This window comes from Actinomadura sp. 7K507, from assembly GCF_004348425.1.
Taxonomy (GTDB): domain Bacteria; phylum Actinomycetota; class Actinomycetes; order Streptosporangiales; family Streptosporangiaceae; genus Spirillospora.
Genome location: NZ_SMKK01000023.1, coordinates 19597 through 45306, shown reverse-complemented (window position 1 = coordinate 45306; position 25710 = coordinate 19597). Strand labels below are relative to the sequence as shown.

At 73.1% G+C, this 25710-nt stretch carries 21 protein-coding genes and 2 riboswitches; of the genes, 7 read left to right on the top strand and 14 right to left on the bottom strand.

What is annotated here, in order from left to right; all coding sequences use genetic code 11:
* Window positions 1-100 precede the first annotated feature (100 nt).
* The 9 genes from E1285_RS08140 to E1285_RS08100 all read right to left on the bottom strand — a co-directional run bounded on the left by E1285_RS08140 (window position 101) and on the right by E1285_RS08100 (window position 11929).
* Entirely contained in the window at window positions 101-1612 is a 1512-nt protein-coding gene (locus tag E1285_RS08140; protein WP_132149717.1) for an NADH-quinone oxidoreductase subunit NuoF family protein, read from the bottom strand.
* Window positions 1609-2475, bottom strand: coding sequence for a hypothetical protein (locus E1285_RS08135; RefSeq protein ID WP_132149715.1), 867 nt, complete (start codon window positions 2473-2475; stop codon window positions 1609-1611). The genes E1285_RS08140 and E1285_RS08135 overlap by 4 nt, the downstream gene beginning before the upstream one ends.
* 7 nt (window positions 2476-2482) lie before the next feature.
* Window positions 2483-4918: a peptidoglycan DD-metalloendopeptidase family protein gene (locus tag E1285_RS08130; RefSeq protein ID WP_132149713.1), complete on the bottom strand. Its 2436-nt coding sequence runs from the start codon at window positions 4916-4918 to the stop codon at window positions 2483-2485.
* A 600-nt stretch (window positions 4919-5518) separates the two neighbouring features.
* Window positions 5519-6310 carry a hypothetical protein gene (locus tag E1285_RS08125; RefSeq protein WP_132149711.1) on the bottom strand — a complete coding sequence of 264 codons (792 nt, stop codon included), beginning with the start codon at window positions 6308-6310 and terminating at the stop codon, window positions 5519-5521.
* 17 nt (window positions 6311-6327) lie between these two features.
* Window positions 6328-7455: a glycosyltransferase family 4 protein gene (locus E1285_RS08120; protein WP_132149709.1), complete on the bottom strand. Its 1128-nt coding sequence runs from the start codon at window positions 7453-7455 to the stop codon at window positions 6328-6330.
* Between the two features lie 106 nt (window positions 7456-7561).
* Complete coding sequence (locus E1285_RS08115; RefSeq protein ID WP_132149707.1) at window positions 7562-9205, bottom strand: ubiquinol-cytochrome c reductase cytochrome b subunit; 1644 nt, start codon at window positions 9203-9205, stop codon at window positions 7562-7564.
* A complete protein-coding gene (locus E1285_RS08110) occupies window positions 9202-10317 on the bottom strand; it encodes a Rieske 2Fe-2S domain-containing protein (protein WP_132149705.1) in 1116 nt (371 codons plus the stop codon). Before E1285_RS08110 ends, E1285_RS08115 begins: the two co-directional genes overlap by 4 nt.
* Window positions 10314-11225: a c-type cytochrome gene (locus tag E1285_RS08105; RefSeq protein ID WP_132149704.1), complete on the bottom strand. Its 912-nt coding sequence runs from the start codon at window positions 11223-11225 to the stop codon at window positions 10314-10316. The genes E1285_RS08110 and E1285_RS08105 overlap by 4 nt, the downstream gene beginning before the upstream one ends.
* Before the next feature lie 47 nt (window positions 11226-11272).
* Window positions 11273-11929, bottom strand: a complete 657-nt coding sequence (locus E1285_RS08100) for a heme-copper oxidase subunit III (RefSeq protein WP_132149702.1) — start codon at window positions 11927-11929, stop codon at window positions 11273-11275.
* Between the two features lie 93 nt (window positions 11930-12022).
* Between E1285_RS08100 and E1285_RS08095 the strand changes: the two genes are divergently transcribed.
* Together E1285_RS08095 and trpD are read left to right on the top strand one after the other, a co-directional pair.
* The gene (locus tag E1285_RS08095) at window positions 12023-12445 is read left to right on the top strand and encodes a response regulator transcription factor (RefSeq protein WP_132149700.1); all 423 of its coding nucleotides are present in this window, start codon (window positions 12023-12025) and stop codon (window positions 12443-12445) included.
* Window positions 12442-13503 carry an anthranilate phosphoribosyltransferase gene (trpD, locus tag E1285_RS08090; RefSeq protein ID WP_132149698.1) on the top strand — a complete coding sequence of 354 codons (1062 nt, stop codon included), beginning with the start codon at window positions 12442-12444 and terminating at the stop codon, window positions 13501-13503. The genes E1285_RS08095 and trpD overlap by 4 nt, the downstream gene beginning before the upstream one ends.
* On the opposite strand, the gene E1285_RS08085 is transcribed toward trpD, so the two are convergent.
* From E1285_RS08085 to E1285_RS08075, 3 genes are all read right to left on the bottom strand, one after another.
* Entirely contained in the window at window positions 13500-13787 is a 288-nt protein-coding gene (locus tag E1285_RS08085) for an Lrp/AsnC ligand binding domain-containing protein (protein WP_132149696.1), read from the bottom strand. The two genes, trpD and E1285_RS08085, sit on opposite strands and share 4 nt — an antisense overlap.
* 65 nt (window positions 13788-13852) lie before the next feature.
* Window positions 13853-14599 (bottom strand): rhomboid family intramembrane serine protease, encoded by a 747-nt coding sequence (locus E1285_RS08080; RefSeq protein WP_132149694.1) that lies wholly within the window; start codon window positions 14597-14599, stop codon window positions 13853-13855.
* Between the two features lie 42 nt (window positions 14600-14641).
* On the bottom strand, window positions 14642-16456 hold the full coding sequence (locus E1285_RS08075; RefSeq protein WP_132149692.1) for a DEDD exonuclease domain-containing protein: 1815 nt from the start codon (window positions 16454-16456) through the stop codon (window positions 14642-14644).
* A gap of 327 nt (window positions 16457-16783) precedes the next feature.
* On the opposite strand from E1285_RS08075, the gene E1285_RS08070 reads away from it, so the two are divergent.
* The 5 genes from E1285_RS08070 to E1285_RS08050 all read left to right on the top strand — a co-directional run bounded on the left by E1285_RS08070 (window position 16784) and on the right by E1285_RS08050 (window position 23875).
* On the top strand, window positions 16784-18061 hold the full coding sequence (locus tag E1285_RS08070; RefSeq protein WP_243722636.1) for an NYN domain-containing protein: 1278 nt from the start codon (window positions 16784-16786) through the stop codon (window positions 18059-18061).
* A 260-nt stretch (window positions 18062-18321) separates the two neighbouring features.
* Window positions 18322-19272 carry a C40 family peptidase gene (locus E1285_RS08065; RefSeq protein WP_243722634.1) on the top strand — a complete coding sequence of 317 codons (951 nt, stop codon included), beginning with the start codon at window positions 18322-18324 and terminating at the stop codon, window positions 19270-19272.
* A 502-nt stretch (window positions 19273-19774) separates the two neighbouring features.
* Window positions 19775-19974, top strand: a riboswitch (cyclic di-AMP (ydaO/yuaA leader).
* A gap of 144 nt (window positions 19975-20118) precedes the next feature.
* A riboswitch (cyclic di-AMP (ydaO/yuaA leader) is annotated at window positions 20119-20267 on the top strand.
* A gap of 9 nt (window positions 20268-20276) precedes the next feature.
* The gene (locus tag E1285_RS08060; RefSeq protein WP_132149688.1) at window positions 20277-21149 is read left to right on the top strand and encodes a CHAP domain-containing protein; all 873 of its coding nucleotides are present in this window, start codon (window positions 20277-20279) and stop codon (window positions 21147-21149) included.
* Window positions 21150-21188: 39 nt separating this feature from the next.
* Window positions 21189-22457 (top strand): hypothetical protein, encoded by a 1269-nt coding sequence (locus E1285_RS45410; protein ID WP_165966506.1) that lies wholly within the window; start codon window positions 21189-21191, stop codon window positions 22455-22457.
* Window positions 22454-23875: a M48 family metallopeptidase gene (locus E1285_RS08050; RefSeq protein ID WP_243722633.1), complete on the top strand. Its 1422-nt coding sequence runs from the start codon at window positions 22454-22456 to the stop codon at window positions 23873-23875. The genes E1285_RS45410 and E1285_RS08050 overlap by 4 nt, the downstream gene beginning before the upstream one ends.
* A 6-nt stretch (window positions 23876-23881) precedes the next feature.
* Here the strand turns inward: E1285_RS08050 and E1285_RS08045 are convergent, their stop codons facing one another.
* Window positions 23882-25162: an Ig-like domain-containing protein gene (locus E1285_RS08045; protein ID WP_132149686.1), complete on the bottom strand. Its 1281-nt coding sequence runs from the start codon at window positions 25160-25162 to the stop codon at window positions 23882-23884.
* Window positions 25163-25296: 134 nt separating this feature from the next.
* Entirely contained in the window at window positions 25297-25707 is a 411-nt protein-coding gene (locus E1285_RS08040; protein ID WP_132149684.1) for a cytochrome c oxidase subunit 4, read from the bottom strand.
* Window positions 25708-25710 lie beyond the last annotated feature (3 nt).

Genomic DNA, 25710 nt, shown 5'->3' with positions numbered 1-25710 from the left:
GTTCTGGGAGTGGTACGCACCGCGCCGGGGCCGGGGTTCAAAGGCACTCATCTTTTTCCTCTTTTATCGCGGCCCGGAATCGGCCCGGCGGGCCCGCGGGTCAGCGCCGCGACGGCATGCCCGGGACGCCGTCGACGACGCGCAGTGCCAATGCGGGGCACATCGCGACCGCCTTCTGCACGTCCTTCTCCATCCACGGCGGAATGTCGGTTCCGAGCACCACCGGGAAGCCGTAACGGTCGAGCTGGATCAGCTCCGGGACGATGTACGCGCACAGGCCGTGCCCGTCGCAGCGGCTCCAGTCGATCGCCACCCGGCCCTCCGAGCCGTCGGGCACCGGCAGCGGCAGCACCCCGTAGGTCGACTGGCCGCAGCCGCCGCCCCACCGGTGCTCGTCGATGTCGGCGGCGAACGCCTCCATCGCCGAGAGCACGAACCTGGCGGTCCCGTCCGGATGGGTGCAGGCGCCCCGGCCGCGGCCGATGCCGGCGGAGCGGCGGACGTCCTCCACCGTCCCCGCCCCCTCGGTCAGGGAGTTGAGCGACCGCACGACGTCGGGGAGACCGAGCCGGCACGGCCCGCACTGCCCGGCCGACTGCGCGGCCAGATAGGAGGCGATCCGGGTGACCTCGCCGAGGGGGCAGGTGCCCCGGGTGAGCGGCAGGATGATCCCGGCGCCCACCGTCCCGCCGACCCGGCGCATCCCGGCGCGCGACAGCACGGCCCGCGACGTCCCGGCGGGGCCGAGCCACATCCCGTGGTAGCCGCCGACGAGCACGCCCGGCGACGGCGGCACCTGGCAGAGGTCGAGGACGGTCTCGAGCGGGGTACCGAGCGGCGCCTCCACGACCTGGGTCCCGCCGACGGTGAGCATCGTGGTGCCCGGCTCGTCCTCCGTCCCGGCCGAGGCGTACAGGTCGGGGCCGAGGGAGACGAGCACGGCGAGCTGCGCGAATGTCTCGGTGTTGGACAGCAGCGTCGGCTCGCCGTCCACGCCGGACTCGGACGCGCGGACCTTGACGCCCGGCGGGATCGGCGTCTCCCCGTTGATCGCGCGGACCACCGCGCCGCTCTCCCCCGAGATGAACCGCTCGGTCAGCCGGACGACCCGCGCCGGCATCCGCCGCTCGCTGATCGCGGCGCGGACCGAGCGGGCGGCCTCGTCGTCCTCGACCGCCACCACGATCCGCTGCGTGCCGAGGGCGGCCGCGGCGATCTGGGCGCCGTCGAGGACCAGGTGCGGCGCCCGGCCGAGCAGGACCTTGTCCTTGGCGCTGCCGGGCTCGCCCTCGGCGCCGTTCACCACGATGACGACGTCCTCGCTGGAGCCGCGCGAACCGCCCGTCTCACCGGGCAGGAGCACGGTCTCGTCGGAGGTCGGGTAGTTGACCCGCGCCGCCACGGCCATCAGCTTGCGGGCGAACGGGAAGCCCGCGCCGCCGCGTCCCCTCAGATCGACCTGCTCGCACATGCGGACGAGGTCGTCCAGTTCCGGTGCGCGGAGCTTGCCGTGCACGGCCAGGTGCCGGTCGAGGTCGAGCCGGTCGAACCGGTCGAACCCGAGCGTCAGCCGGGGCCCGCCGATTCCGGAGACGGTGACGGCCGAGGTCATCGGTAGACCTCGGTGTCAGGTCCGCCGCCGTACACGGGCATGCCGCGGGGGTCCTTGACGGTGCCGCGCGGGTCGTCGAAGTCCTCGAACTCGTCGTAGCCGGCGTAGTCGTCGAAGGGATCGGCCTCCCTGGCGCGGGCGGCCGCGGCGGCGCGGCCCTCCTCGTGCTCCATCGCCGCCATCGCGCGCCGGTCGCGCCGGCGTCCGGCGCCGTCCGGCCGGGTGAACGGGTCGATGCCGTCGCCGGCCCGGTTCAGCTCCCGCGGCTTGACCACCACGATGAGCCGGGTGGCGAGGGCGAGCACGACGAACACGACGCTCAGCACGTAGGCGAGCACGACCCAGTTCGCCGCGGCCCGCCCGGCGATCAGGCCGTGCACGATCGCGAACGGCCAGGCCACATAGGCCAGGGCATGGATCGTCCGCCACACCCACGCCTTGCCGCGGAACGCGAACCGCGCCCGCAGCATGCCGGTGATGACGATGACGAGCATGAGGTCGAACGCGATCGTGCCGAGCCCGATCGCCCCGGCCGTCGGGATGATGACGTTGGCGGGCAGCGCGAGGCCCGCCATCACCTTCACCGGCACGTGCGCGAACAGCATCGCGACCGCCACGATCGCGGAGGCGCGGTGCAGGGCCTGCGCGAGGACCCGGTGCCGGATCTTCAGGATCAGGCGGTCGGTGGCCAGCAGCCCGCTCATCACCGCGACGGTGAGCGCCACGAGGGCGAAGACACCGGCGAAGAAGTTGAGGAAGTACTGCACGTTCGCGACCGCGACGGCGCCCTGCGGGGTCGCCGCGCCGACGAGCACCAGCACCGCGCCCGCGAGGACGAGGCGCAGGGCCCAGGTGGGGACCATGGGATCATCACTGCTGCGAATTCGCACCGCTCTGACTCCTGTTCTGGGTAGCGCCCGCCGCCGGGGCGGGAGGCGATCCGGCGCCGCGACCCGCCGACGGACGGGGGGACGGCGATGACGATGGAAGATCGTCCGCCACGGGGGCCCGGCCGAGGTTGGCCATCGGGCCCCCGGGAAGCACCTGGAGGGCGCCTCGTTCGGCGAACCCGAGGAGGGGGTCGGCCCGCTCCCGGAACGTCCATCCGCCGATCTGCGCGCCGTCGAGCGGGACGATCCCGCCGCCGCTGCGCAGCCCGAACCCGACCTCGGGGCGCGGTGAGGCCGCCCCGCCGCAGGGCCGGTCGGTGCCGGTGCGGCCGAGCGCGGCGCCCTGCTCGACGACGCCGCCGTCCCGCACCCGCGACACGCCCCGCAGGTGGTAGTAGGTGCTGGCGACGCCGCTCGGGTGGATCAGCATGATCAGCGCGTTGCCGGTGGAGTCGGCGCAGAAGCGGTAGAGGCGTCCGTCGCCGGCCGCGACGACCCGGCCGTCGCCGCCCGAGAACGCCAGCGAGCCCAGCGGGCGCGAGGCGCCCTCCGAGGTCGTCATCGTCCAGACCTCGCCGACCTTCCACGGCAGGACCAGCCCGTCACCGGCGCGGGTGCCGTTGACGAGCGCGGTGGCCTGCCCGGCGGTCACGGAGCTGTACCGGCGCAGGGCGCGCACCTCCGCCGCGGGCATGACGTTCGCCGGGACGGCGTCCAGCAGGGCGCCGAACTCCTTGCCGCCCGACAGCGCGACCTGCCAGCTCTCGCCCGTCCAGCGCGCCGCGTAGAACGCCACCTCGGGCGAGGCCTGGCTGCCGGTGGGGACGGGGAGCGCGGTCGTGCCGAGCACCCAGCCGTTGTCGGCGCTCGTCCGGGAGGTGTCCACGATCGGGCGGCCGCCCGCCGGCGCGCCGTAGGACTGCCGGGCGGCGGCGCCGCGCTCGTCGATCGTCAGCTTGCGCACCTGCCCGGCGAGCACGCCCAGGTTCGGCGGGGACTTGGGCGTCGCCCCGCCGCCCTCGCCGGGCTGCCGCGGCTGCTGCGGCTGCTGCTCCCCGGGGGCGCCGCCCTGCTGCGGCGGCGCGATCGCGCGCTCCGAGCCGGCGGGACCGGAGTCCCCGCCGATCGGCCCGCCGTCCAGCAGTGCCCGCTCGGCGATGCCCAGCAGGGCCAGGCCGACGGCGGTGGACAGCACGATCGCGCCGATGCTCATGCGGTCGGCGGGGCCGCGCCGCGGCTTGGCCTTCGGGCCGGGCCGCGGCGGCGCCGGGCGCCTGGGCCCCGGCGGACCGGCCGGCTGCCGCGACCGGGTCCGCCGCCGCTGGGGCCGGTCCTCCACCCGCTGGGCACGTGGCCGTTCCGGGCGCCGCGGCCGCCCGGAACGCGGCTGGAACTCCCGCGACCGGTCGCGGCCCGGCCCGAACCCCTCGCTCCGCGCGTCGAAGCGCTCCGCCCCCGGGTCGGACCGCCGCGCCCGCGCCTCGAACTGCCGCGTCCGCGCCTCGGACCGGTCGTCCCGCACTCCGAAGCCGGTCCGCGCATCAGGCCGGCCGTCCCGCGCACCGAAGCCGGTCCGCGCATCAGGCCGGCCGTCCCGCGCACCGAAGCCGGTCCGCGCATCAGGCCGGCCGTCCCGCGCACCGAACGCGGTCCGCGCGTCGGACCCGTCGTCGCCGGGACCGAACCCCCGCGTCCGCGCCTCGGACCGGTCATCACGGGAACCGCCCTGCCGGGCCCTCCCGCCCGATCCGGCGTCGCGGGCGCCGAGCTGCCGCATCCGCGCGTCGAACCGCTCCGCCCCCGGGTCGGACGGTCGCGCCCCCGCACCGGGCTGACCGTCCCGGGGACCGAACTGCCGCGCCCGCCCCTCGGACCGGCCGTCGCGGGCACCGGACCCGGTCCGCGCGTCGGGCCGGCCGTCGCGGGGACCGGGCTGCCGCGCCCGTGCGCCGGATTCGTCGTCGCGGGCGCCGGACTGGCGCGTCCGGGCATCCGGCGGGCCGTTCCGGGCGCCGAAGCGCAGCCGGGCGTCGGGCTGCTCGTCCCGGGGCGCCGGGGGCCGCGCCCGCGGGGCCGCCTGGCGCACCCTCGACTCGAACCGGTCGTCCCGGTTCCCGGAGGGCTCGTTGCGCGCGCCGAACTGGTCCTCCGCGCGCCGCCGGGACCGCTTCGCGCGGGCCTCGTGCCGCTTGATGTCGCGCCGGCTCGGGCCGCGGGACGACCGCCGTCCCCGCTCGGTCCCGTCCGGCTGCTCCGACCACCAGGACCCCTCGGGCCACTGCGGCCGCGGCTTCGCCTCGCCGGAGCTCGAGCCCGGACGGGGCTCAGGTCCCGGCGAGGGACGCGCGGGCGTGTCCGCCCACGGTGGAGCATGCGAGTCGTTCCTGGACGCATGCCCGATATCGCGTCGCGCCATGCCCTCTCCTGTGGAGGAGACGGAGGGCTCGGCGAACGCCGGTTGGCTCCGGACCGCCCGGCTCATCACCCGGCGGCCTTCCCGCTGAGACAACGGGGACCGCGGCGCGGGAGCCCGCTCGCTCCCACCGCGTTCCCCGGACGGATTCTCGACGAACCCGCTCGATCACTCGGGAGCATAACGCCCCAAGAGCCACTTAGAAGCGAGTTGGCACCAAAAAATCCGAAACAGACCTCATCACGCGGCCTTCCGATCTCCGTGGAATACGTGCGCGCGCCGCGGCGCGTTCAGCCCGCCCGCCATTGATTACGTGATCGGAGGAAGGCCGCCGGAAGGGCGCGGCCTGCGGTGTCACCTGGCCACATGTGGTGACCGGCTTAGTGACGACTGATCCATTCCTTAAGTGCGCTTTAAGGGCATGCCGAGGCGGCGGACCGGTCCGTAGGGTGTTTGTTCATTGGCAGTGCCCTTGCCGGACGTGCGGCCGGCCCCCGCGCCTTCAGGGCGGGGTTCGGCTCCCCCAGAACGACCGGTCCCCGGGACGGGACCTCGCCTACGGCGCGGGGGCGGGATCCCGGCCGGGGACCGGTCTCACGACCGTCAGCGCGTCCAGGGGAGGCGCACGGCCTCCAGGGCCGGCTCGGCCAGGACGGCGTCGACGAGCGCGGCGGGGCCGACGATCTTCGTCCCCCACAGGTCCCAGTCGCAGTAGACGACCCAGGAGCGGTCCTCGGCCCACAGGTCAGAGGGGCAGCTGGACATGGCCGGATGGTCGTACAGCGCGGCCGCGTCGCCAAGCCGCCCCGCGAACACCGTCTCGTCGTCCCAGTCGGCGGTGACGAGGGGGCAGTAGTACGCCAGGCAGCGGGTACCGGCGCCCGACGGGCTGTGCCGCAGCAGCACCCCGATCAGCCGGTGCCAGCTCTCCCGGTCGAGGCAGCCCTCCGCGGGCGGCTGGATGGCGGCCGACCAGCTCCCGGCCGGATGCCCCTGCCGCAGGCAGCGGTTGCCGGGCAGCTCCCCCTCCGGGACGGCCGGCTCGCCGAAGCCGCGCGCCAGCTCCCGCCAGCGCAGCCGCCGCCAGCCCGCCCCCGGGTCGCCGCTGCGGCCGAGATCGGTGCCGGTGACGATCGCACCCTCCAGCAGGTCGCCCACGTCGCCGGGCATCTCACCGGCCGGGTCGGTCAGGCCCGCCGCCGTCACGGACTGGTGGACATCGTCGTGGGTCGTGGTGACCAGCCCCTCCTCCCACGCGTACATCGCGTGCAGGAGCCAGACGGCGTCGGGGCGGCGCGGAGGCTCGAACCCCGAGTAGCAGTGGTCGGGATCCAGATCGTGCAGCCACCGGGCGGCCTCCCCGGGAACGCGGGCCCATGCGTCCTCGATGTCCATAGCGGCATCCTGCCATCTCAGGCCGCGAGCAGGCCGTCGAGGCGGGCGGCCTGAACCTCCCAGCGCCATTCACGCTCCACCCAGGCGCGCCCCTTCTCCCCCATCGCCCGGGCGCGGCGGGGGTCCGCGAGCAGGCCGGTGAGCGCCTCGGCGACACGGGCGACCGACCTGCCCGGAACGACGACCCCCGTCTCGTCCTGCAGGACGGCGTCGGGCGCGCCGCCGGAGTCGCCCGCCACGACCGGCAGCCCGGTCGCCGACGCCTCCAGGTAGACGATCCCGAGCCCCTCCACGTCCAGGCCGCGGCGGCGGGTGCGGCACGGCATCGCGAAGACGTCACCCGCGTCGTAGCAGGCGGGCAGCTCTTCCCACGGGACGCCGCCGGTGAACACGACCGACCCGCCGACCCCGAGCGACGCGGCGAGGCGTTCCAGGTCGGCCCGGTACGGCCCGCCGCCGACGAGCAGCAGCGCGGCGTCCGGCACCGACCGCAGGACGCGCGGCCAGGCGTGGATGAGGGCGTCCTGTCCCTTGCGCGGCACCAGCCGGGAGACGCATACGGCCACGGGACGGTCCGTGAGGCCGTGGCGGGCCCGGATCTCCGCGCCGCCGGCGCCCGCCCGGAAGACCTCGTCGTCGACGCCGGGCGCCAGCCGGGTCATCCGGGACGCCGCGTCCGGCGACACCGCGCGCGCCATCCGGGACCGCGTGTACTCGCCCAGATAGGTCAGCACGTCCACGCCGTCCCCGATGCGCCCGAGCAGGCCCCGCGCCACCGGGAGCGACGCCCAGCCCGCCTCGTGCCCGTGGGTGATCCCGACGAGCCGCCCGGCGCCGCGCCGCCGCAGCGCCGGGGCCAACAGGCCCAGCGGCGCCGCCGCGCCGAACACCACCGAGTCGCAGCCCTCCGCGCGCAGCACGTCCGCCGCGCGGCGCAGCACGCGGGGTTCGGGCAGCATCAGCGGACCCGGATGCCGGACGACGGGGAACGGCTGCGCCGCGTCGAACTCCGCGGCGCCCTTCCAGGCCGGGGCGTAGACGACCACCGAGCCGGGCGGGCGCCGGGCGGCGAGGCCGTGCACGAACGCCTGGATGCCGCCCGGACGGGGCGGGAAGTCATTGGTGACGAACAGGGTCTTGGTCATCGCCGGCCAGCATACGGACCGGGCGCGGGCCCCGGCCGGGCGGACACGGCAAGGGCCCGGCACCGCCGCGTGCGGTGCCGGGCCCCCTTGATGCCGGGGTCACGGGTCAGCGCTTGACCTGCTCCGACCCCTTGCCGCCTTCGATCGCCTCCTGCTCGCCGTGCCCGTGCTCACCGTGTCCGGGCTCGTGCTCCTCGACGGGGATGTCGTCGAAGTTCCACGCGCGGTTCAGCCGCGAGCGCAGGTGCCCGATCGGCCCCTTGGCGGCGGGGATGCCCTGGGAGTCCTTGTCGGGCAGCGCGGGCGGGGCCTTCTCCTTGGACAGCAGGACGATCTTCTCCTCGTCGCGCGCCGGCTCGTGCCGCTCGGAGAACTTGCCGTCCGGCGACATCAGGATCACGCCGCTCTCCACGCCGTGCCCGATGCTGTCGGCGTCCTTGCGCTGCAGCCCCAGGCAGATCCGCTTGGTGATGATGAACGCCAGGATCGGGCCGAGGAAGAACGTCACACGGAAGAACCACGTCGTGGCGAACAGCGACACGTCGAACCGCTCGGCGATGACGTCGTTCGCGCCGCCCACCCACAGCACCCCGTAGAACGTCACCGCGGCCATGCCGGTCGCGGTGCGGACCGGGGCGTTGCGCGGGCGGTCGTTGACGTGGTGCTGCCGCTTGTCGCCGGTCACCCACGCCTCGAGGAACGGCCACAGGGCCGCGCCCGTCATGATGATCCCGAGGGGCAGCAGCGCGGGGATCAGCACGCTCAGGCTGAGCGTGTGGCCCCAGGCGTTGATCTCCCAGGCCGGCATGATCCGCAGCGAGCCTTCGAGGAAGCCCATGTAGAAGTCCGGCTGGGAGCCGGACGAGATGGCGCCGGGATCGTACGGGCCGTACAGCCAGACCGGGTTGATCTGCGCGAACGCGCCCAGCAGCGCCGTGACGCCGAAGGTGAACAGGAAGTAGGCGCCCGTCTTGGCCATGAACACCGGGTAGAACGGGTAGCCGTACACCTGCTTCTCGGTCTGGTGCTTGACCGGCATCGCGGTGTGCTTCTGATGCCACATGATCATCATGTGCGCGGTGATCAGCCCGAGCAGCAGCGCGGGGATCAGCAGGATGTGCAGCATGTACAGGCGCGACACGATGTCCGTGCCGGGGAACTCGCCGCCGAACAGGAACATGTAGATGTAGCTGCCGACGATCGGGATCGACTCCGCGACGCCCTGGGTGATCCGCAGCCCGGTACCGGACAGCAGGTCGTCCGGCAGCGAGTATCCGAACAGGCCCTCCAGGATGCCCAGCGTGAACATCCCGAGACCGATGAGCCAGTTCAGCTCGCGCGGCTTGCGGTAGGCGCCGGTGAAGAACACCCGCAGCATGTGCGCCATGAGGGACGCCATGAACAGGATCGCCGACCAGTGGTGGATCTGCCGCATCAGCAGGCCGCCGCGGACGTCGAAGCTGATGTGCAGCGTCGAGGCGTACGCCTCGGACATCGCCACGCCCTGCAGCTGCGGGTACGAGCCGTCGTACACGACCTCGACCATGCTCGGCTTGAACCAGAGCGTCAGGAACGTCCCGGTCAGCAGCAGGATGATGAAGGAGTACAGGGCGATCTCGCCCAGCATGAACGACCAGTGGTCGGGAAACACCTTCTTGACGTTGCGCCTGAAGAAGGTGGTGGATCCGAGGCGTTCGTCGATGAAGCCGAGTGTGCCCTCGACGGCCTTCGGAGTAGTGGTGTCGCTCATCCGCGCTCCCAGAAGCTCGGTCCGACGGGCTCAGGGAAGTCGCTCGTGGCGATGAGGTAGCCGTCCTCCACCGACAGCGGCAGCTGCGGCAGAGCCCGGGCGGCCGGGCCGAAGATGACCTTCGCCGCGTCGGTGGCGTCGAAGGTGGACTGGTGGCAGGGGCACAGGATGTGGTGCGTGGTCTGCTCGTACAGGGCCGCGGGGCAGCCCACGTGCGTGCACACCTTCGAGTAGGCCACGGTCCCGTTGACGTGCCAGTTGCCGCGGCCCGGGGCCGGCTTGAACTCGGTCTCGGGCACATTGATGAGGATCGTGACCGCCTTGGCGGCCTCCGTCAGGAGCTGCTCGTGGGAGACGTGCTCGTGCATCCCCTCGGGCAGCACGGTGATCATGGCGCCGGGCGTGGCGAAGTCGCTGGCCCGCAGCGGCTTGTCGGTGCCGTCCACCACCAGGCGGACGCCCCTCTTGCCCTGCGACTTCGCCCGCTCGACGGCGTCGGCCCAGTAGGTGCTGCGGAGCTTCTTCTCCGGCAGCGGGCCGAGGTCGCGCAGCAGCACCAGCGGGGCCAGCCCGAGCGGCGCGGCCGCCAGCAGCAGCGTGCGGCGCAGCAGCGGCCGCTTGGTGATGCCGCTGTCCTCGGCGCCCTCCATGAAGTCCTGGGCGAAGGCGGACCGGCTCTCCTCGTCGCTGGCCAGCTCGTGCCGCTCCTGGACGATCGGCTTGCTGGTCATCAGCCGGCGCACCCAGATCGTCACGCCGATCGCCATGGCGAGGAACGCCACCGCCATCGACCCGCCGAGCCAGAAGTTGCTCTCGCGGGCGTCCAGGACGCCGTGCATCCCGCCGTCGCGGCCGCTCCAGCCGATGAAGTAGGCGATGAACGTCACGCTGGCGGCGAACGCGAGCAGGAAGAACGCCGCGACGATCCGCTCGGCCCGCTTGGCCGACGCCTCGTCGAGCTGCTCCCCGACCCCCGCAGGGGCCGAGATGTCGTCTTCGGCGAGCAGTGCCTTCTCCGTCGCAGGGGACGGCGTGCCGATCACGCGTTCGCGACGGCCGTCGTCCTCGCGCGGGTCCTGCGAGCCCGCGGGCTCCTTGTTCTCTTCACTCATGACTTCTTCAGCTTCTTCGGCTTCTTCGCGGTGATCCACATGGCGGCCACCACCAGCAGGCCCAGCCCGACCAGCCAGCCGACCAGGCCCTCGCTCACCGGGCCGATGCGGCCGAGGCCGTGACCGCCCGGGTTCGGCTCCTCGCGCACCTGGACCAGGTAGGCGATGATCGCCCGCTTGTCCTCCGGCGTGAGGGTGGTGTCGTTGAACACCGGCATCGCCTGCGGGCCGGTCAGCATCGCCTCGTACATCTGGGTGGGCGTGACGCTGTGGAGGTCGACCGGCGGGGCGTACTTGCCGCCGGTGAGCGCGCCGCCCTGCCCGGTGAAGTTGTGGCACTGGGCGCAGTTGGTGCGGAACAGCTTGCCGCCGAGGGCGGCGTCACCCTTCTCGGGGTCGACCGCCTCGGCCGACGGGACCTCCGGGCCGCCGCCCAGCGACTGGATGAAGGCGTTCAGGTCGGCGACGTTCTTCCGCGCCTGGGCCAGCTGCTCCTCGGCGGCCCGCCGCCTCTCCGGGTCCTCGTAGTCGGTCTTGATCGAGGTGTCGAAGGCGGGGATCGGGTCCTTGCGCGGCACCTGCGCGCCGGGGTTCATCGCGGGCATCCGGCCCGTGGTGACCTGGAAGTCGACGGACGCGGCGCCCACGCCGATCAGGCTCGGAGCGATCGGGTTGCCCTTGGCGTCCTTGGTGCCCTCGGCGTTCGGACCGTGGCAGCTGGCGCAGTTCTTGTTGAACAGTTCCTGGCCGTTCTTCAGGTCCTGCGCGGCCTGGGCACTGCTCTGCGCTTCGGCGCGGTCGGTCTTCGGCGAGAAGCCGGCGTAGACGACGCCGATCGCCGCCAGGGCCGCCAGCACGACGGCGTAGCCCGCCCACGGGCGCCGTCGCCATGCGGTGATCCTTTTCACGGAAATCCCCGTTCGGGTCATGTCTGGTGGTGGTCAGGGTCGGGCGGTCAAAGGTCGAGCAGGTAGACGACCGAGAACAGGCCGATCCACACCACGTCGACGAAATGCCAGTAGTAGGACACGACGATCGCGCCCGTCGCCTGCTCGTGCGTCCATCTCTTGGCGGCGTAGGTCCGCCCGAGGATGAACAGGAAGGCGACGAGGCCGCCGACGACGTGCAAGCCGTGGAAGCCGGTCGACAGGTAGAAGATCGAGCCGTAGGCCGACGAGGAGAAGGTCAGCCCCTCGTGCGCGACGAGGGCGTAGTACTCGTACGCCTGGCCGGCCACGAAGTAGGCGCCCATGAGGAAGGTGAGCACGTACCACTCGCGCAGGCCCCAGCGCCGGACGTTCAGGAGCCCGCCGTCCCGTCCCACCTTCCCGGCCTCGGCCTTGAACACCCCGATCTGGCACGTCACCGAGGACAGCACCAGGATCGTGGTGTTGAACGCCGAAAGCGGCAGGTTCAGGTGGGCGCCCGGCCATGCGTCTGTCCCGGACTGGCCGATCGTCACGGAGCGGATCGTGAAGAACATCGCGAACAGCGCCGCGAAGAACATCAGCTCGGACGACAGCCAAACGATCGTCCCCACGCTGACCACATTGGGACGGTTCGCCCGTGTGTGAGGTGTTGTCTCTATGGCGGAAGCTGTCACGGGCGACATTATTGCGCCCCTACCCCGTGAGTGACGCATGACCCCCCTCCTAGGGTTCCCGAGCGTGTCCGCGAGGCCCGCGACCCGGTAGCCTTCACGTCCATGAGCACCGCCCCGGAGAGCCCGATGAAGGTTCTCGTCTACAGCGACGACGCGAACACGCGCGCACAGATCCGGATGGCGATCGGGCGCCGCCCCGCCGCCGGCCTCCCGAAGGTCGAGTTCATCGAGCGGGCGACGCAGCCCGCCGTCGTCGAGCGACTCGACGAGGGCGGCATCGACGTCCTGGTCGTGGACGGCGAGGCGCAGCCCGCGGGCGGCCTCGGCGTGTGCCGCCAGGCCAAGGACGAGGTGTACGACTGCCCGCCCGTCCTCGCCGTCATCGCCCGCCGCGACGACGGCTGGCTGGCGACCTGGTCGCGCGCCGACGCCGTGGTGAGCCTGCCGCTCGACCCCATGGCCGTCGCCAAGGCGCTCGCCGGACTGATGCGCAAGCGCATCGAGACCCGCCTGCCGGTCCTGTGACCTCGGGGCAGCGGGACGCGCGCCCCACCTGGGCGACGCTCCTCAACGCCCTGCTCTCGGGCGAGTCGCTGTCCAGCGGCGAGACCGCGTGGGCCATGAACAGCATCATGGCCGGGGAGGCCACCGACGTGCAGATCGCGGGCTTCGCGGTCGCGCTGCGCGCCAAGGGCGAGACGGTCGAGGAGGTCACCGGCCTCGCCGACGGCATGATGGACAACGCCACGCCCGTGGACGTCCCCGGCCCCATCGCCGACCTCGTCGGGACGGGCGGCGACCGCGCCCACACGGTCAACGTCTCCACGATGGCGGCCGTGGTCGCCGCCGCGTCGGGCGTCCGGGTCGTCAAGCACGGCAACCGGGCGGCGTCGTCGTCGTGCGGCGCCGCCGACCTGCTGGAGCACCTCGGCGTCGCCATCGACCTTTCCCCCGAGGCGACGGCGCGGGTCGCCGCGGAGCTCGGCATCACCTTCTGCTTCGCGCCGCTCTACCACCCGGCGCTGCGGCACGCGGCACGGACGCGCAGCGAGCTCGGCACGCCGACGGTGTTCAACTTCCTCGGCCCGCTCACGAATCCGGCGCGGCCCGGCTCCCAGGCGGTCGGGGTGTTCCATCCGCGGATGGCGGGCGTCGTCGCCGGCGTGTTCGCCGCGCGCGGCTGCTCGTCGCTGGTGTTCCGCGGCGACGACGGCCTGGACGAGCTGACGACCACCGGCACCTCCACGGTGTGGGTGGTCCGCGACGGGACGACGGCGGAGACGACGTTCGACCCGTCCGACCTCGGCATCCCGCCGGCCAAGCCGGAGGACCTGCGCGGCGCCGACGCGGAGTTCAACGGCCGGGTGGCCCGCGAGACGTTCGCCGGGCGGCCGGGGCCCGTCCGCGACATGGTGCTGCTGAACGCCGCCGCGCTCATCACGGCCTACGACGGCGCGCCGGCCGCGGACGGCCTCACCGGGGCGCTGCGGGACGCCAACGAGCGCGCCGCGGTCGCCGTCGACTCCGGCGCCGCGAGCACGCTCCTGGACCGCTGGGTAGAGGTCTCCCAGAGCCTGCGCTAGTCGGCGTCCGGAAGGCCGAGGGCGAACGCCTGCTCCAGGTCGTGCTGGGAGTAGGTGCGGAACGCGATGTGCGTCTCGGTGCCGACGATGCCCGGGACCTTGTTCAGGCGGCCGGGGATGATGTCGTTCAGCTCCTCATGCGCGCCGACCCGGACCATGGCCATGAGGTCGTGCTCCCCGGTGATGGAGTAGACCTCGCTGACGCCGTCCAGGGCGGCGATCGTCTCGGCCACCTCGTGGATGCGCGCGACGTCGGCCTTGACGAACACGATCGCAGTGACCATTTCACCCTCCCCTGAGAATCCGACGGCCCCTGAGAAACCGACGGTCCGACCCTACCGGGAGCCGGTCAGCCGCGGCTCAGCGCGGCGATGCGGCCGGCCGGGCCGGCCCTGCGGGCGAGGACCGCGAACACCAGCCCGGCCAGGAAGCCGAAGATGTGCGCCGAGCGGGCGACGTTGCTCTGCTCGTCGCCCAGCGCCAGCCACTGCACGACGAACCAGTACCCGAGCACGGCCCACGCCGGCAGCCGGACCACGATGGGCACGACCAGGGTGGTGATGCGGCCTTTCGGGTTGAGCACGATGTACGCCCCCAGCACCCCGCCGATGGCGCCCGACGCGCCGACGAGCGTGCCGCTGGAGTCGGGCGACATCCAGGCGTACCCGTAGACGGCCACGAGCCCGAACAGCAGGTAGCTGAGCAGGTAGCGCAATCGCCCGAACCGGTCCTCGACGCCCATGCCGATGGCGAAAAGGAAGACCACGTTGGCCAGCAGGTGCAGCGCGTCCCCGTGCAGGAACATCGAGGTGAACGCCGACGTCCAGGGAGCCTTGTCGAAGTCGGCGGTCCCGCACTGCCGCACGACCTCCGACGGCATCGGCTGCTGGTCCCCCGTTGTCAGCTCCTTTGGGACCGCGGCGTACTCGTAGAGGAAATGCGCCGCGTTGCACTCGCGGACGTTGTCCTCGCCGTACCAGGCGGCGAAGTTCGACATCGGCGTGAGCAGGAACACCACCACGTTGGCCGCGACCAGCAGGTACGTCACCCAGGGGACGCGCCTCGCCGGCTGGCTGTCGTAGAGAGGCATTGCCATGCGGGGGTCGTCCTCTCCGGGCGGCGGGTCTACCCGGTCACCCTAGCGGCGGCCGCCCCTCGGATGGGACGCCTCACGCCGCTCGCGCGTCCTGTCGAAGGCCGTCCCCTCGTAGGCGCGGTCGATCCACTCGCGCAGGCCCTCGGCGCCGTGCACCGGGCACGTCCAGGGGCCGCCGACCTCGACCAGGCGGACCCCTGGAAGGTCGAGCCAGCGCAGCACGCACTCCATCTCCTCGGCCGTCGCGCCCGCCGAGGGCGGCTCGCCGAGCGCCACGCCGCCGGGCGCCTCGCCCGAGGGCGGGAAGACCGTCTCGGCGGTGGCGATGAGCGCGTCGACGTAGGGGCGGGGGTGCGCGTGGGGCGGAACCGTCCCGGCGGCGGCGAGCCGCCCGTAGCGCACGACCGACAGCTCCCACCCGCCGTCGAAGCCGGGACGGGCGGCCACCAGCTCGGGAAGGCGGGACAGCGCCGCGAGCCGCTGCCCGCGCGCGGCGGCGCGGACGAACGCGGCCAGCCGGTCGCGCTGGGCGGCGGCCTCCTCGTAGCGCAGCTCGGAGGCGAGCCGGTCGATGCGCACCTGCGCGGCGGCGACGACGGGCCGCACGTCGCCCTCCATGACCGAGCGGGCCGTCCCAACGTGGACGGCGTAGGCGTCGGCGGACTCCCGGCCGTCGCAGGGCGCCCCGCACCGGCCGATGTCGGCGAGCGCGCACGCGCGGCCCCGGCCGCGCTCGATCAGCCGGAGCGTCAGCCGCTGGGTGCACTGGCGCAGCGGGACGGCCTCGTTGAGCGCCGACCGGGCCTCCTCGGCCTGCCTGCGCGAGGAGATCGGCCCGAGGTAGCGGGCGCCGTCGGTGCGGCACTCGCGGACGATGGACAGGCGCGGGAACGGCTCCACGGTCAGCTTCAGCCAGATCGCCCGCTCGGGGAACTTGGAGCGGCGGTTGTAGCGCGGTTTGTGCCCGGCGATCAGCCGCAGCTCGCGGACCTCGGCCTCCAGCCCGGTGGCGCACTCGATCGTCCGGACGTTCTCGGCGAGCCCGACCATCTCGCGGACGCGCCACCGCGTCTCCGAGCCGGTGAAGTAGCTGCGCACCCGCGAGCGCAGGTCGCCGCTCTTGCCGACGTAGAGCACCTCGCCGGAGGCGTCCTCGAACAGGTAGACGCCGGGCGCGCTCGGGACGTCGTCGGCGAGGTGCCGTTTGCGGCGCTGCTCGGGCGTGGGCGCCTTGGCGAACCCGCGCATCTCCTCGAGCGAGGTGACGTTGAAGGAGCCGAGCCGCTCGATCAGGCCGTGCAGGACCTCCACGGTGGCGCGGGCGTCGGCCAGCGCGCGGTGCGTCGGCTCGGTGGAGGTGCGGAAGAAGCGGGCGAGCGTGCCGAGCTTGCAGTTGGGCACCTCGTCCCTGGTCAGGACGCGGCGGGCGAGGTCGACGGTGTCGACGACGGGGAACGCGGGCCAGGCGTGGCCGTGCTCGGCGCAGGCGGCCTTGAGGAAGCCGATGTCGAACGAGGCGTTGTGCGCGACGAGGACGCAGCCGCGCGCGAACTCCAGGAACGCGGGCAGCACCGACTCGATGCGCGGCGCGGCCGTCACCATCGCCGTGGTGATGCCGGTCAGCGCGGTGATGAACGGGGGGACGGGCCCGCCCGGGTCGACCAGCGTGCCGAGCTCGCCGAGGTCCTCTCCACCGCGGACCTTCACGGCGCCGATCTCGGTGATGGCCGAGTCGGCGGCCGAGCCGCCCGTGGTCTCCAGGTCGACCACCACGAAGGTGACCTCGGACAATGGCGTGCCGAGGTCGTCCAGAGTCTCCTGGACACCGGCCCCCTGGACACCGTGCGCAGCCGTCATGTGCGCGACCGTAGAGGACGCCACCGACAGAAGCCCGGCCCGCTAGGGTTGGGGGGCGTCGGCACGTCCCGCCGGGCGGGGGCACGGGTGGCTCGGGGTGACCCGGCGCGCGATCCGTCCGGGCAACGCGTCCGCCCTGGTTAGGGGGCTGGCGGCTCGGGAAGACACAGCCCACCGGCGGCGAAGCCCGGAAGGAGCGGGATCATCGACAGCGGCCCCGAAGCGACCCCCGGTGGCGAGGAATCCGCGGAGAGGCCGCGTCATTCTGAGGGCGCGACCCCTCAGGATGCCCGGGAAGAGCGTCTGGGGCGGCCGTTACCCGAGGCCGTGCGCCAGAGCGTCGTCGAGGTCGCCGCCGAGCTGATCGGGGCGCTGCCCCCCGACGAGGTCCCCGCACCGCTGCGCCGGTTCGCGCGGTTCGAGCGGCGCAAGCGCGCCAAGCTGGCCGGGCAGCACATCGCGGCGGTCCTGGAGAAGGACTCCGGCTTCCGGGGCCGCGTCACCGAGGCGCTCCGCGAGTCGCAGGCCGACCTGGTGGAGGCGGTCGAGGCCCGGGACGTGCCGCCCGCCGCCGACCCGGTGCGGGTCGCGGTGCTGGCCTACCTGCTGCGTCCCGAGGGGTGGACGGCTCTCGTCGAGGCCGCCCGGGAGGAGCTGGAACGCTCCGCGACCGCCTCGGAGGAGGAGGCCGCCGAGCGCCGGGTGGCCGCGCTGAAAGAGGAGCTGGCCGCCGCCCGCACCGCCCGCGGCGCCGAGGTGGACCGGCTGCGCGCGGACCTGCGCGACACCAAGGGCGAGGTGGCGGAGCTGCGCCGCAAGCTGCACGAGGCGCGCACCAGGTACCGGTCGGCGGAGGAGCGGGCCGGCGCGGTCGCGCGGGAGGCCGAGCGGGAACTGGCGGCCGCGCGCGAGTCGACCGCCGCGTCCGAGAAGGAGCTGCGCAGGCTGCGCGCCCGCGCGGCCCAGGCCGAGGCCGCCGCGGAGGCCGCCAAGCGGGCCGCGCGCGAAGGACGCAACGTCGACGACGTCCGGCTGCGGATGCTGCTCGACGCGCTCCTGGACGCCGCGCAGGGCGTCCGCCGGGAGCTGGCGCTCCCGTCCACCATCGGGCGGCCCGCGGACACGGTCGGCGGCCTGGAGCCCGGCCGGGAGGCGCACCGCGCGCTTCCGGGCCGCGCCCTGTCCGACAGCGACCCGCAGCTGCTCGACCGGCTGCTGACGCTGCCGCGCGTGCACCTCGTCGTGGACGGCTACAACGTCACCAAGACCGGGTACGGGGAGCTGCCGCTCGCCGACCAGCGCAGCCGGCTGCTGTCGGGGCTCGGCGGGCTGGCCGCGCAGACGCGCGCCGAGGTGACGTGCGTGTTCGACGGCGCGGAGCTGGACGTGCCGGTGGCCATCGCGGCGCCGCGCGGCGTCCGGGTGCTGTTCAGCCGTCCCGGGCAGACCGCCGACGAGCTGATCGGCGACCTCGTGCGGGCCGAGCCGCAGGGCCGCGCGGTGGTCGTGGTGTCCTCGGACCGGGAGGTGGCCGACGCGGCGCGTCGCGCCAATGCCCGCCCCTGCCCGTCGACGCTCCTGCTGCGCCGCCTCGGCAGGTCATAAAGGGCTGCAATTTCCATTATTGCACTCCGTGATCATTTCGACACGGAAAGCGGATTATTTTCCTTGAAGACGGCCCAAGAGTGATGAACCGGTTGTGACGGTTGTTGCGTATCGCTAATGTCATCCGCTGACCGTCGTGGACGAGAGGGGCGAAACCGACCGTGGCCAATGATCTCATCGGGGAAGCGGCGCACGAGCGCGGCCGGGGAGGCGGCTCGGCGAGCAGAGGCGTCTCCCGTCGCCTGGCGGCCGTCGCGTGTGTGACCTTGACGGTCTCGCTCGCGTCTCCGGTGGCGGCGCACGCCGACCCTCAGCCGACCAGGGCGCAGGTCCAGAAGAAGCTGGACAAGCTCGGCGAGCAGATGAGCCACAAGGTTGAGAAGTTCAACCAGCTCAACGAGAAGCTCAAGATCGCCAAGAAGAAGTACCAGACGGCGAGCAAGTCGAGCAAGCAGGAGCAGGCGGCCTTCGAGGAGCAGCGGACCAAGATCGCCCAGATGGCGGCGGCCGCGTACAAGAACGGTGACACGGGCGGCGTCGCGGGCTTCGTCGGCACCGGGGACCCGCAGGCGATCCTGGACCAGTCGGCCGTCATGTCGCACCTGTCGGAGGCGCGCAGCTCCCAGCTCACCCAGTTCCTCGCGACCGCGCAGCGGCTCCGCCGCGAAGAGGCGCAGGCCAAGGCCGCCTACGAGGACGTGAAGGGCAAGACCAAGGAGCTGCGGGACCAGAAGACCAAGCTGGACAAGGAGGTCGCCAAGCAGAAGGCCCTGCTGCGGCGGCTCGGCGGCGGGACCTCGCCGTCGTCCGGCGGCGGCTCGGGCAGCACCGGCGGCTCCTACAACGGCCCGGCCAGCGGCCCGGCCCGCAAGGCGCTCGACTTCGCCTACGCCCAGCTCGGCAAGCCGTACTCCTACGGCGCCGAAGGCCCGGGGTCCTACGACTGCTCCGGCCTGACCATGAAGGCGTGGGCGGCGGCGGGCGTCGGCATCACCCGCACCACCAACTCCCAGTACGCGGCCACCAAGCGGGTGGACAAGAGCAACCTGCAGCCCGGCGACCTGATCTTCTTCAGCGGCCTCGGCCACGTCGGCATGGTGGTGGGCGGCGGCAAGATGATCCACGCCCCGCGCACCGGGAAGAACGTCGAGGTCGTGAGCTACACCTCCGGCTACTACCTGAACAACTACTACGGCGCCGGACGTCCCTGACGTCCCCGCCCCCCGGGGCGCCCGTGAAGGGCGCGACGGAGCTCTCCCGACAACGGACCAGGGTTGACCTGGTCCGTTGTTGATTTTGGGGGGGTTTGCCTTCTCTTGGGGCTTTGGTACCTTGTCACCACTCACGGCGCACTCCAGCGCCGTGACCCCGCGGCGCCCACCAGGCGCCACGATCCCACGCGGCGCATCCAGCCGCCGCGTGACGGCGGCGCGAGCCACGTGCCGCTCCCCCCTGGCGGCACGCTCCACGCGTCGCCTTCCCGCGGCGCCCGAAGGTGCCGCAGGCGGTCTCCAAGCAGACCACCGGCCGGGCTTCGGCCCCACCCGTGCGCACGCCCCAGCGTGCATGGCGCTGAGCGCTGCCACGGCGGGATCCGCGGTCAGGCCCCCCGGACGGCCCCGTGACGGGCCGCCGTCCGCACAACATCAGGCGCCGCTCTTTCGCACGCGGGAGACAGGTCCCGCGCCCGGGCCCCATCGCGCCCCCAGGATCGCAGCGGCAGCGCCGAATCCGCCGACGAGCGGAACCGGGGACCCATATCCGCCGGAGTCCAGGGACCGTCCCTGGACGGGCATTCCGGCACCCGGGGTGAATCGGCGCGTCTCTCTCCGAAAGACCGGTGAGAGCCGCCGTAGGGCCACTTCCACGCCCGAACCCGTCAGCTAACCCGGTAGGCGTCTGGAAGAGAGAAGGAGAGACCCGCAGCGTTACCTGGGCGTGGCCGCCCCGCGCGGCCACGCCCGCCCTTTCCTTTCACTTCTCTCCGCACGGGCGCCCCCGCCCGGCGGAGCCCCCATTCCGAACCGGCGCGCCCGACCCCGGGCCGCCACCGCCGAGTCCGCGGTCCGCCGTGCCCAGAGGCGCGATGGACGCGGAGCCGGGGACCCACTGCGTCTCGGGGTGAATCGGCCTGCCCAGCGGGCCGTAGGGCGGCTTCCACGCCCGAACCCGTCAGCTAACCCGGTAGGCGGCATGGAAGTCAGGAGATCCCCCTGTGCCAGGCGCACATCGCAGAAAGCCAACGGGCAGGCACCGCAAGCCGAGCCCTCTCGCCCTCACCTGGCGGACGACCGGCGGCGTGATCGTCGGCGCGGCCGTCCTCGGCACCGCCGCGGCCACCGCGCAGGCGTCGGTCCTGCCGTTCGACTCCCTGCCCACCACCCACATCACGGCCGCCGACCTGTCCGAAGGCAAGGCCGCGGGCAAGTCCTCCCCCGAGGGCGAGGACGGGTCCGGCTCCCGGTCGAAAGACGGGAACGGCGGCGGGTCCGAGGCCGGCGGCAAGAACGACGGCGGCAAGGGCGACGGCGAGGACGGCGGACGAACCGGGAAGGAGGAACCGGAGCCGGGCGCCCCGAAGGAGCCGTCCGAGGATTCGCGGCCGACCGCCGACGACGCCATCGAGCTCGCCAAGGCGCAGGTCGGCATCACCGAGGACGGCAGCGGCGAGACCAAGTTCAACCGGTGGTACGTGGAAAGCCCCCGTGCCAAGGAGACCGTCGCGCGCGACGGCGGCTCCACCCAGGCCTACGACGACGCCGCGTGGTGCTCGATGTTCATCTCGTGGCTGGGCGACCGGCTCGGGGTCGCCGACCAGTTCGGCAGCGACGCCTGGACCGTCGCCCACGCCGAATGGTTCCGGGACCAGGGCCGGTGGGGCACCGAGCCCAAGCCCGGCGCCATCGTCTTCTACGCCTGGGACGGCGGCAAGGACATCAGCGACATCGTCCACGTCGGCATGGTGACCGAGAAGGTCGACGACGACACGATCAAGGCCGTCGAGGGCAACACCGACAGCGCCGTCAAGATCAGGGAGCGTTCGGCCGGCGACATCGTCGGCTACGGCTATCCCGAGTACAAGTCCTGACGGCCCCGCCTCACCCGTGCGCTGCATAGGATCGCGCACATGGAGGAGGGTCCCGGCCGCGGCGGCCCCGTCACGCGCCGCAGGGCACTCGCCCTGGGCGCCGGCGGGGCCGCCGTGCTCCTGGGCGGCGGCGCGGCCCTGCTCGGCGCGCGTTCCGGCGGCGACGCGGCGCCCCATGCCCCCGCCTCCCAGGCCGCGGGGAGTTTCGCCCCCCGTGACGCCGTGACCGTCCTCGCCAACCGCGCGCGGGCAGTGCGGAGCGGAGACCGGACGGCCTTCCTCGCGACGGTGAGCTCGGCGCCTCCCGCGTTCCAGGACGCCCAGTCCCGCGTGTACGGCAATCTCCGCGAGCTTCCACTGGACGGCTGGGAGGAACGCTTCGTCTCCACCCAGTCCGCGGACGAGAAGAAGGGCGTCGCAGTCGTCCGCGTGGAAGTGCGCTACAGGCTGCGAGGTTTCGACCGAGGCGGTGTGGCCCGCACCCGCTACCTGACGCTGGCCCCTCGCTCAGGCACGTGGACGATCGTCGGCGACGGGGCGTCCCACGGGTTCGAGGACGACGCCGCCATCTGGGACGGCGGCCCCCTGACCGTGGTCAAGGGCAAGGCGAGCCTCGTCATCGGCGACGCCACCGGACTCGACGAGATCGCCGGACGCCTGGACGCGGCCGTCCCCGCGGTCACCGCCGTCGTCGGCCGGGAGTGGGCACGGCGGGTCGTCGCGCTCGTCCCCGCCGACGCGGGCCTCGCCTCCGCCCTCGCCGGTCCGGGCCAGAGCCTCGGCGACATCGCCGCCCTGGCCACCGTGACACCGTCCGCCGGCGGTCGCCGCGGCGAAGACCGCGTCATCGTCTCCCCGGGCACCTTCGGCCACCTCAACGAACTCGGGCGCGACGTCGTGCTGACCCACGAGCTGACCCATGTCGCGACCGGCGGCGCCCGCGACCGCAAGACGCCGATGTGGCTGATCGAGGGCTTCGCCGACTACGTCGGCTACCTCGGGACCGGCGTCGACTCCGGGTCGGCGGCCGGTGAGCTGCGGCGCGAGGTCGCCGCGGGACGGATCCCTCCGGCGCTGCCCGCCGCGGCCGCGTTCTCCGGCGGCTCCGAGCGCCTCTCCCAGGCCTACCAGGAGGCCTGGCTCGCCTGCCGGATGGTCGCCGACCGGTACGGTGAGGCGACGCTCGTGCGGCTCTACCGGACCGCCGGGCGCGTCCCGGAGGCCACCGCGCTGCGCGACGTGCTGGGGCTCACCCGGGGCCGCTTCACCGCCCTTTGGCGCGACTACCTGACGAGGGAGCTCACATGAGCGAGGCGGAGGCGGACGAGGGGCGCGCCGAAACCGCCGGCTCCGGCCGGCAGGACGAGGACGCCGCTCCCCGTGACGGCGCCGACCGGATGCGGCGGCCCCGGATCGCCGCCGCCGTCGCGGCCGCCGTGCTGTTCGCCGCGCTCGGGACCGTCATCGCCCTCACCACTCCGTGGAACCCGATGCCCGGTCCGGTTCCGGGCGGGCACGTGGAGCCCGACCCGGCGCTGGACTTCTCCCCCGCCGAGATCGCGCGTTCCGAGGCGTTCGACTCGGCCATCAACCCGCCCGCCTACACGGGCCTCGTCGCCGGCCTCGCGCTGGTCCTCGTGCTGGGCCTCACCCCACTGGGCGCCCGGTTCATCGGCTGGGTCACCGCCCGCACCCGGCGCCGGCCCATGCGCGTCATCGCCGGAACCGCGGCGCTGACGGCGCTGCTCCGCCTCGCCGGCCTCCCGTTCGACGTCTGGGGCGAATCGGTGCTGCGCAGGTACGGGCTGTCGACGCAGAGCTGGCCCGCCTGGCTCACGGACCAGCTCAAGTCCCTCGGCCTCACCTGGGTCATCTACACGGTCGCCCTGCTGCTCCTGTACGCGGTCGTGCGCCGCTTCCCGCGCTACTGGTGGACGGGCGCCGCCACCGGCGGGTTCCTGCTCGTCGTCCTGGTGTCGTTCATCTATCCCATCGCCGTCGAGCCGGTGTTCAACAAGTTCCACTCGCTCCGGCAGGGCCAGCTGCGCAGCGACCTCCTGGCGATGGCCGAACGGGACGGCGTGCCCGTCGGGGACGTTCTCGTCGCGGACGCCTCCCGCAGGACGACGTCGCTGAACGCCTACGTGTCCGGCTTCGGCTCGACGCGCCGCATCGTCCTGTACGACACGCTGCTGGAGTCGCCGCCCGAGCGGGTCGAGTCGATCGTCGGGCACGAACTCGGCCACGCCAAGCGCAACGACGTCCTGTGGGGCACGCTGGTGGGCGCGCTGGGCGTCGCCGGAGCGATGTGCCTGCTGTACCTCCTGATGACCTCGCCGCGCCTCCTGCGCCGCGCGGGCGTCGATTCCGGCGGCGGCGCCGCGGAAGGGGACCGCGACGGCGCCCGCGGCGCCGCCGATCCGCGGTCCATCGCGCTCGTCCTCGCGCTCGTGGCGGCCGGGACGCAGATCAGCGCACCCGTCCAGAACCTCGTCAGCCGGAAGATCGAGGCCCGCGCCGACGTGCACGCGCTGGACATCACCCGCGATCCGTCGACGTTCGTGTCGATGCAGCACGAGCTCTCGGTGCGCAACATCTCCGACCTGGACCCGGACGTCCTTGAGTCCCTGCTGTGGATGACCCACCCGCCGGGCCCCGGCAGGATCGCCATGGCCCGGGAGTGGGCGCGCGTCAATAACGTCCAGGAGCCGCCGCCGCTGCGCTAGCCGGCGTCAGTCGCCCTCCGCGTGCTGCCCGCCCTGGCCGGCCCCGGCGCCGCCGCCCTGCGCGGTCACCGTCGCCGAGTCCGCGAGCGGGGCGGTCGTGACGGGCCGCTTCAGGGCGCTGCCCTTCACCCAGTCCTTCCAGCCGGCCTGCCAGTAGCTCCAGCCGTTGTCGACCTCCAGCTCGCGGTCCGTCCCGGTCACCACGACCGGGTCGCCCCGCTGGGTGCGGTCGAAGAACCACTTCGCGTCGGACGGGCTGAGGTTGATGCATCCGTGGCTGACGTTCGAGCTGCCCTGGCTGCCGACCGACCAGGGCGCGCTGTGGATGTACTCGCCGCTGTCGGAGATCCGCACGGACTTGTACACGGTCAGGCTGTAGCCCCCGGGGCTGCCGGGGGCGATCCCCATCCAGGAGGACGTCATGACCGTCGGGTCCTCCTTCGACATCGCCACGTGGACACCGCTGGTGGTGGTGTACTTACGGACCCCGCCCTTGCCCATGCTGAGCGGGACGGTGCGGACCTTCTCGCCGTTGACCTTCACGACCATCTTGTGGGAGTCCTCGTCCGCCGTGGAGATCTGCGAGTCGCCGACCTTGAAGGCGAGGGCGTAGTCCTTCCCGCCGTACACGTCGCCGCCGGTGCGCACTCCGCTGAGGTGGGCCTTGAACGCCACGTTGGTGTGGGCGGGCCAGTACTTCTTCGGCCGGAAGGCGACCTCCTGGTCGCCGAACCAGTGCCAGGCGCCCTGGACGCTCTTGTCCGCGCGCACCTCCAGCGCCCGCTCGACCGCCGCCCTGTCCTTCACCGGACGCTCGAACTGCATGACGATGGGCATGCCGACGCCGACGGTCTCCTTGTCGCGGGGCCCCTCGAACGTCACCTCGTTGGTCTTCTCGACCTCGGCCGTGGTGAAGCGGCTCTTGACCGTCCGGGTCCTGCCGTCCGCACCGAGAGCCGTCGCGTCGACCGTGTAGGTCTCCCCCGGCTTCAGCGTCCACCGTGAGCGCCATCCGGTCCTGTCCTCGTTCAGTTCCCCCTCGACCCGGTCGTCCTCCGCCGACACCGTCACGTTCTCGATGGTGCCGCCCTGCGCCTGGACGGCGATCGGGCTGTCCGGCCTGAGCGCGGCTCCGCCGCCTCCGGGCGACACCGAGAGCCGCACGCCGTCGCCGTCCTGCTCCTCGCTCCCCGAGCATGCCGCGGCGCCCGCCACCATGCTCGCGCCGACGAGCACGGCGGCCGCGCGCCGGCCCCGGCCTCCCGGTCCTGAGCCACCCACCCGCATGTGGTCCCCCCGGTCGTCCCACTGGGCGATCGGTCCGCCTGCCCAGCCCGTTCGCTGGAACGGCGCCCAGTATGTGAAAGGGCCGGTACCCGCGAAAAAGCGGACACCGGCCCTTTATGGGGTTCTTTTACCGATCAATGGGCGAAATGACCCCGGTAGTACTCGAAGACCAGCCCGATCGTCGACAGCAGCGCCGCCGCGACGCCGAGCATGAACAGCCACCAGCCGAACACGATGCCGAGCGCCACGGTCGCGGCCGACAGCCCGAGGTACAGCGGCCACCAGCTGTGCGGGCTGAAGAAGCCCAGCTCGCCCGCCGCGTCCGCGATCTCGCCCTGCGGGTCGTCCTCGTACAGCGGCCCGCTGTTGGCCCGCTCGAGGCGGCGGATCGTGAAGTGGACGTAGAACCCGATGAGCCCGGCGAGGCCGACGGACAGCCCCAGCGCCGTCGTCCCCGTCCAGTCATTGGACCAGAGCCAGTACACGACGGTGGTGACGAGGAAGAAGAGGGCGCTTCCGTAGAACATGAACGCCTGGACGCGCATCGG

Coding starts and splice junctions, on each gene's coding strand:
- E1285_RS08140 (WP_132149717.1), bottom strand. CDS start 1,612: ATGACCTCGGCCGTCACCGTCTCCGGAATCGGCGGGCCCCGGCTGACG.
- E1285_RS08135 (WP_132149715.1), bottom strand. CDS start 2,475: ATGGTCCCCACCTGGGCCCTGCGCCTCGTCCTCGCGGGCGCGGTGCTG.
- E1285_RS08130 (WP_132149713.1), bottom strand. CDS start 4,918: ATGGCGCGACGCGATATCGGGCATGCGTCCAGGAACGACTCGCATGCT.
- E1285_RS08125 (WP_132149711.1), bottom strand. CDS start 6,310: ATGGACATCGAGGACGCATGGGCCCGCGTTCCCGGGGAGGCCGCCCGG.
- E1285_RS08120 (WP_132149709.1), bottom strand. CDS start 7,455: ATGACCAAGACCCTGTTCGTCACCAATGACTTCCCGCCCCGTCCGGGC.
- E1285_RS08115 (WP_132149707.1), bottom strand. CDS start 9,205: ATGAGCGACACCACTACTCCGAAGGCCGTCGAGGGCACACTCGGCTTC.
- E1285_RS08110 (WP_132149705.1), bottom strand. CDS start 10,317: ATGAGTGAAGAGAACAAGGAGCCCGCGGGCTCGCAGGACCCGCGCGAG.
- E1285_RS08100 (WP_132149702.1), bottom strand. CDS start 11,929: ATGTCGCCCGTGACAGCTTCCGCCATAGAGACAACACCTCACACACGG.
- E1285_RS08095 (WP_132149700.1), top strand. CDS start 12,023: ATGAGCACCGCCCCGGAGAGCCCGATGAAGGTTCTCGTCTACAGCGAC.
- E1285_RS08085 (WP_132149696.1), bottom strand. CDS start 13,787: ATGGTCACTGCGATCGTGTTCGTCAAGGCCGACGTCGCGCGCATCCAC.
- E1285_RS08080 (WP_132149694.1), bottom strand. CDS start 14,599: ATGGCAATGCCTCTCTACGACAGCCAGCCGGCGAGGCGCGTCCCCTGG.
- E1285_RS08075 (WP_132149692.1), bottom strand. CDS start 16,456: ATGACGGCTGCGCACGGTGTCCAGGGGGCCGGTGTCCAGGAGACTCTG.
- E1285_RS45410 (WP_165966506.1), top strand. CDS start 21,189: ATGGAGGAGGGTCCCGGCCGCGGCGGCCCCGTCACGCGCCGCAGGGCA.
- E1285_RS08050 (WP_243722633.1), top strand. CDS start 22,454: ATGAGCGAGGCGGAGGCGGACGAGGGGCGCGCCGAAACCGCCGGCTCC.
- E1285_RS08045 (WP_132149686.1), bottom strand. CDS start 25,162: ATGCGGGTGGGTGGCTCAGGACCGGGAGGCCGGGGCCGGCGCGCGGCC.
- E1285_RS08040 (WP_132149684.1), bottom strand. CDS start 25,707: ATGCGCGTCCAGGCGTTCATGTTCTACGGAAGCGCCCTCTTCTTCCTC.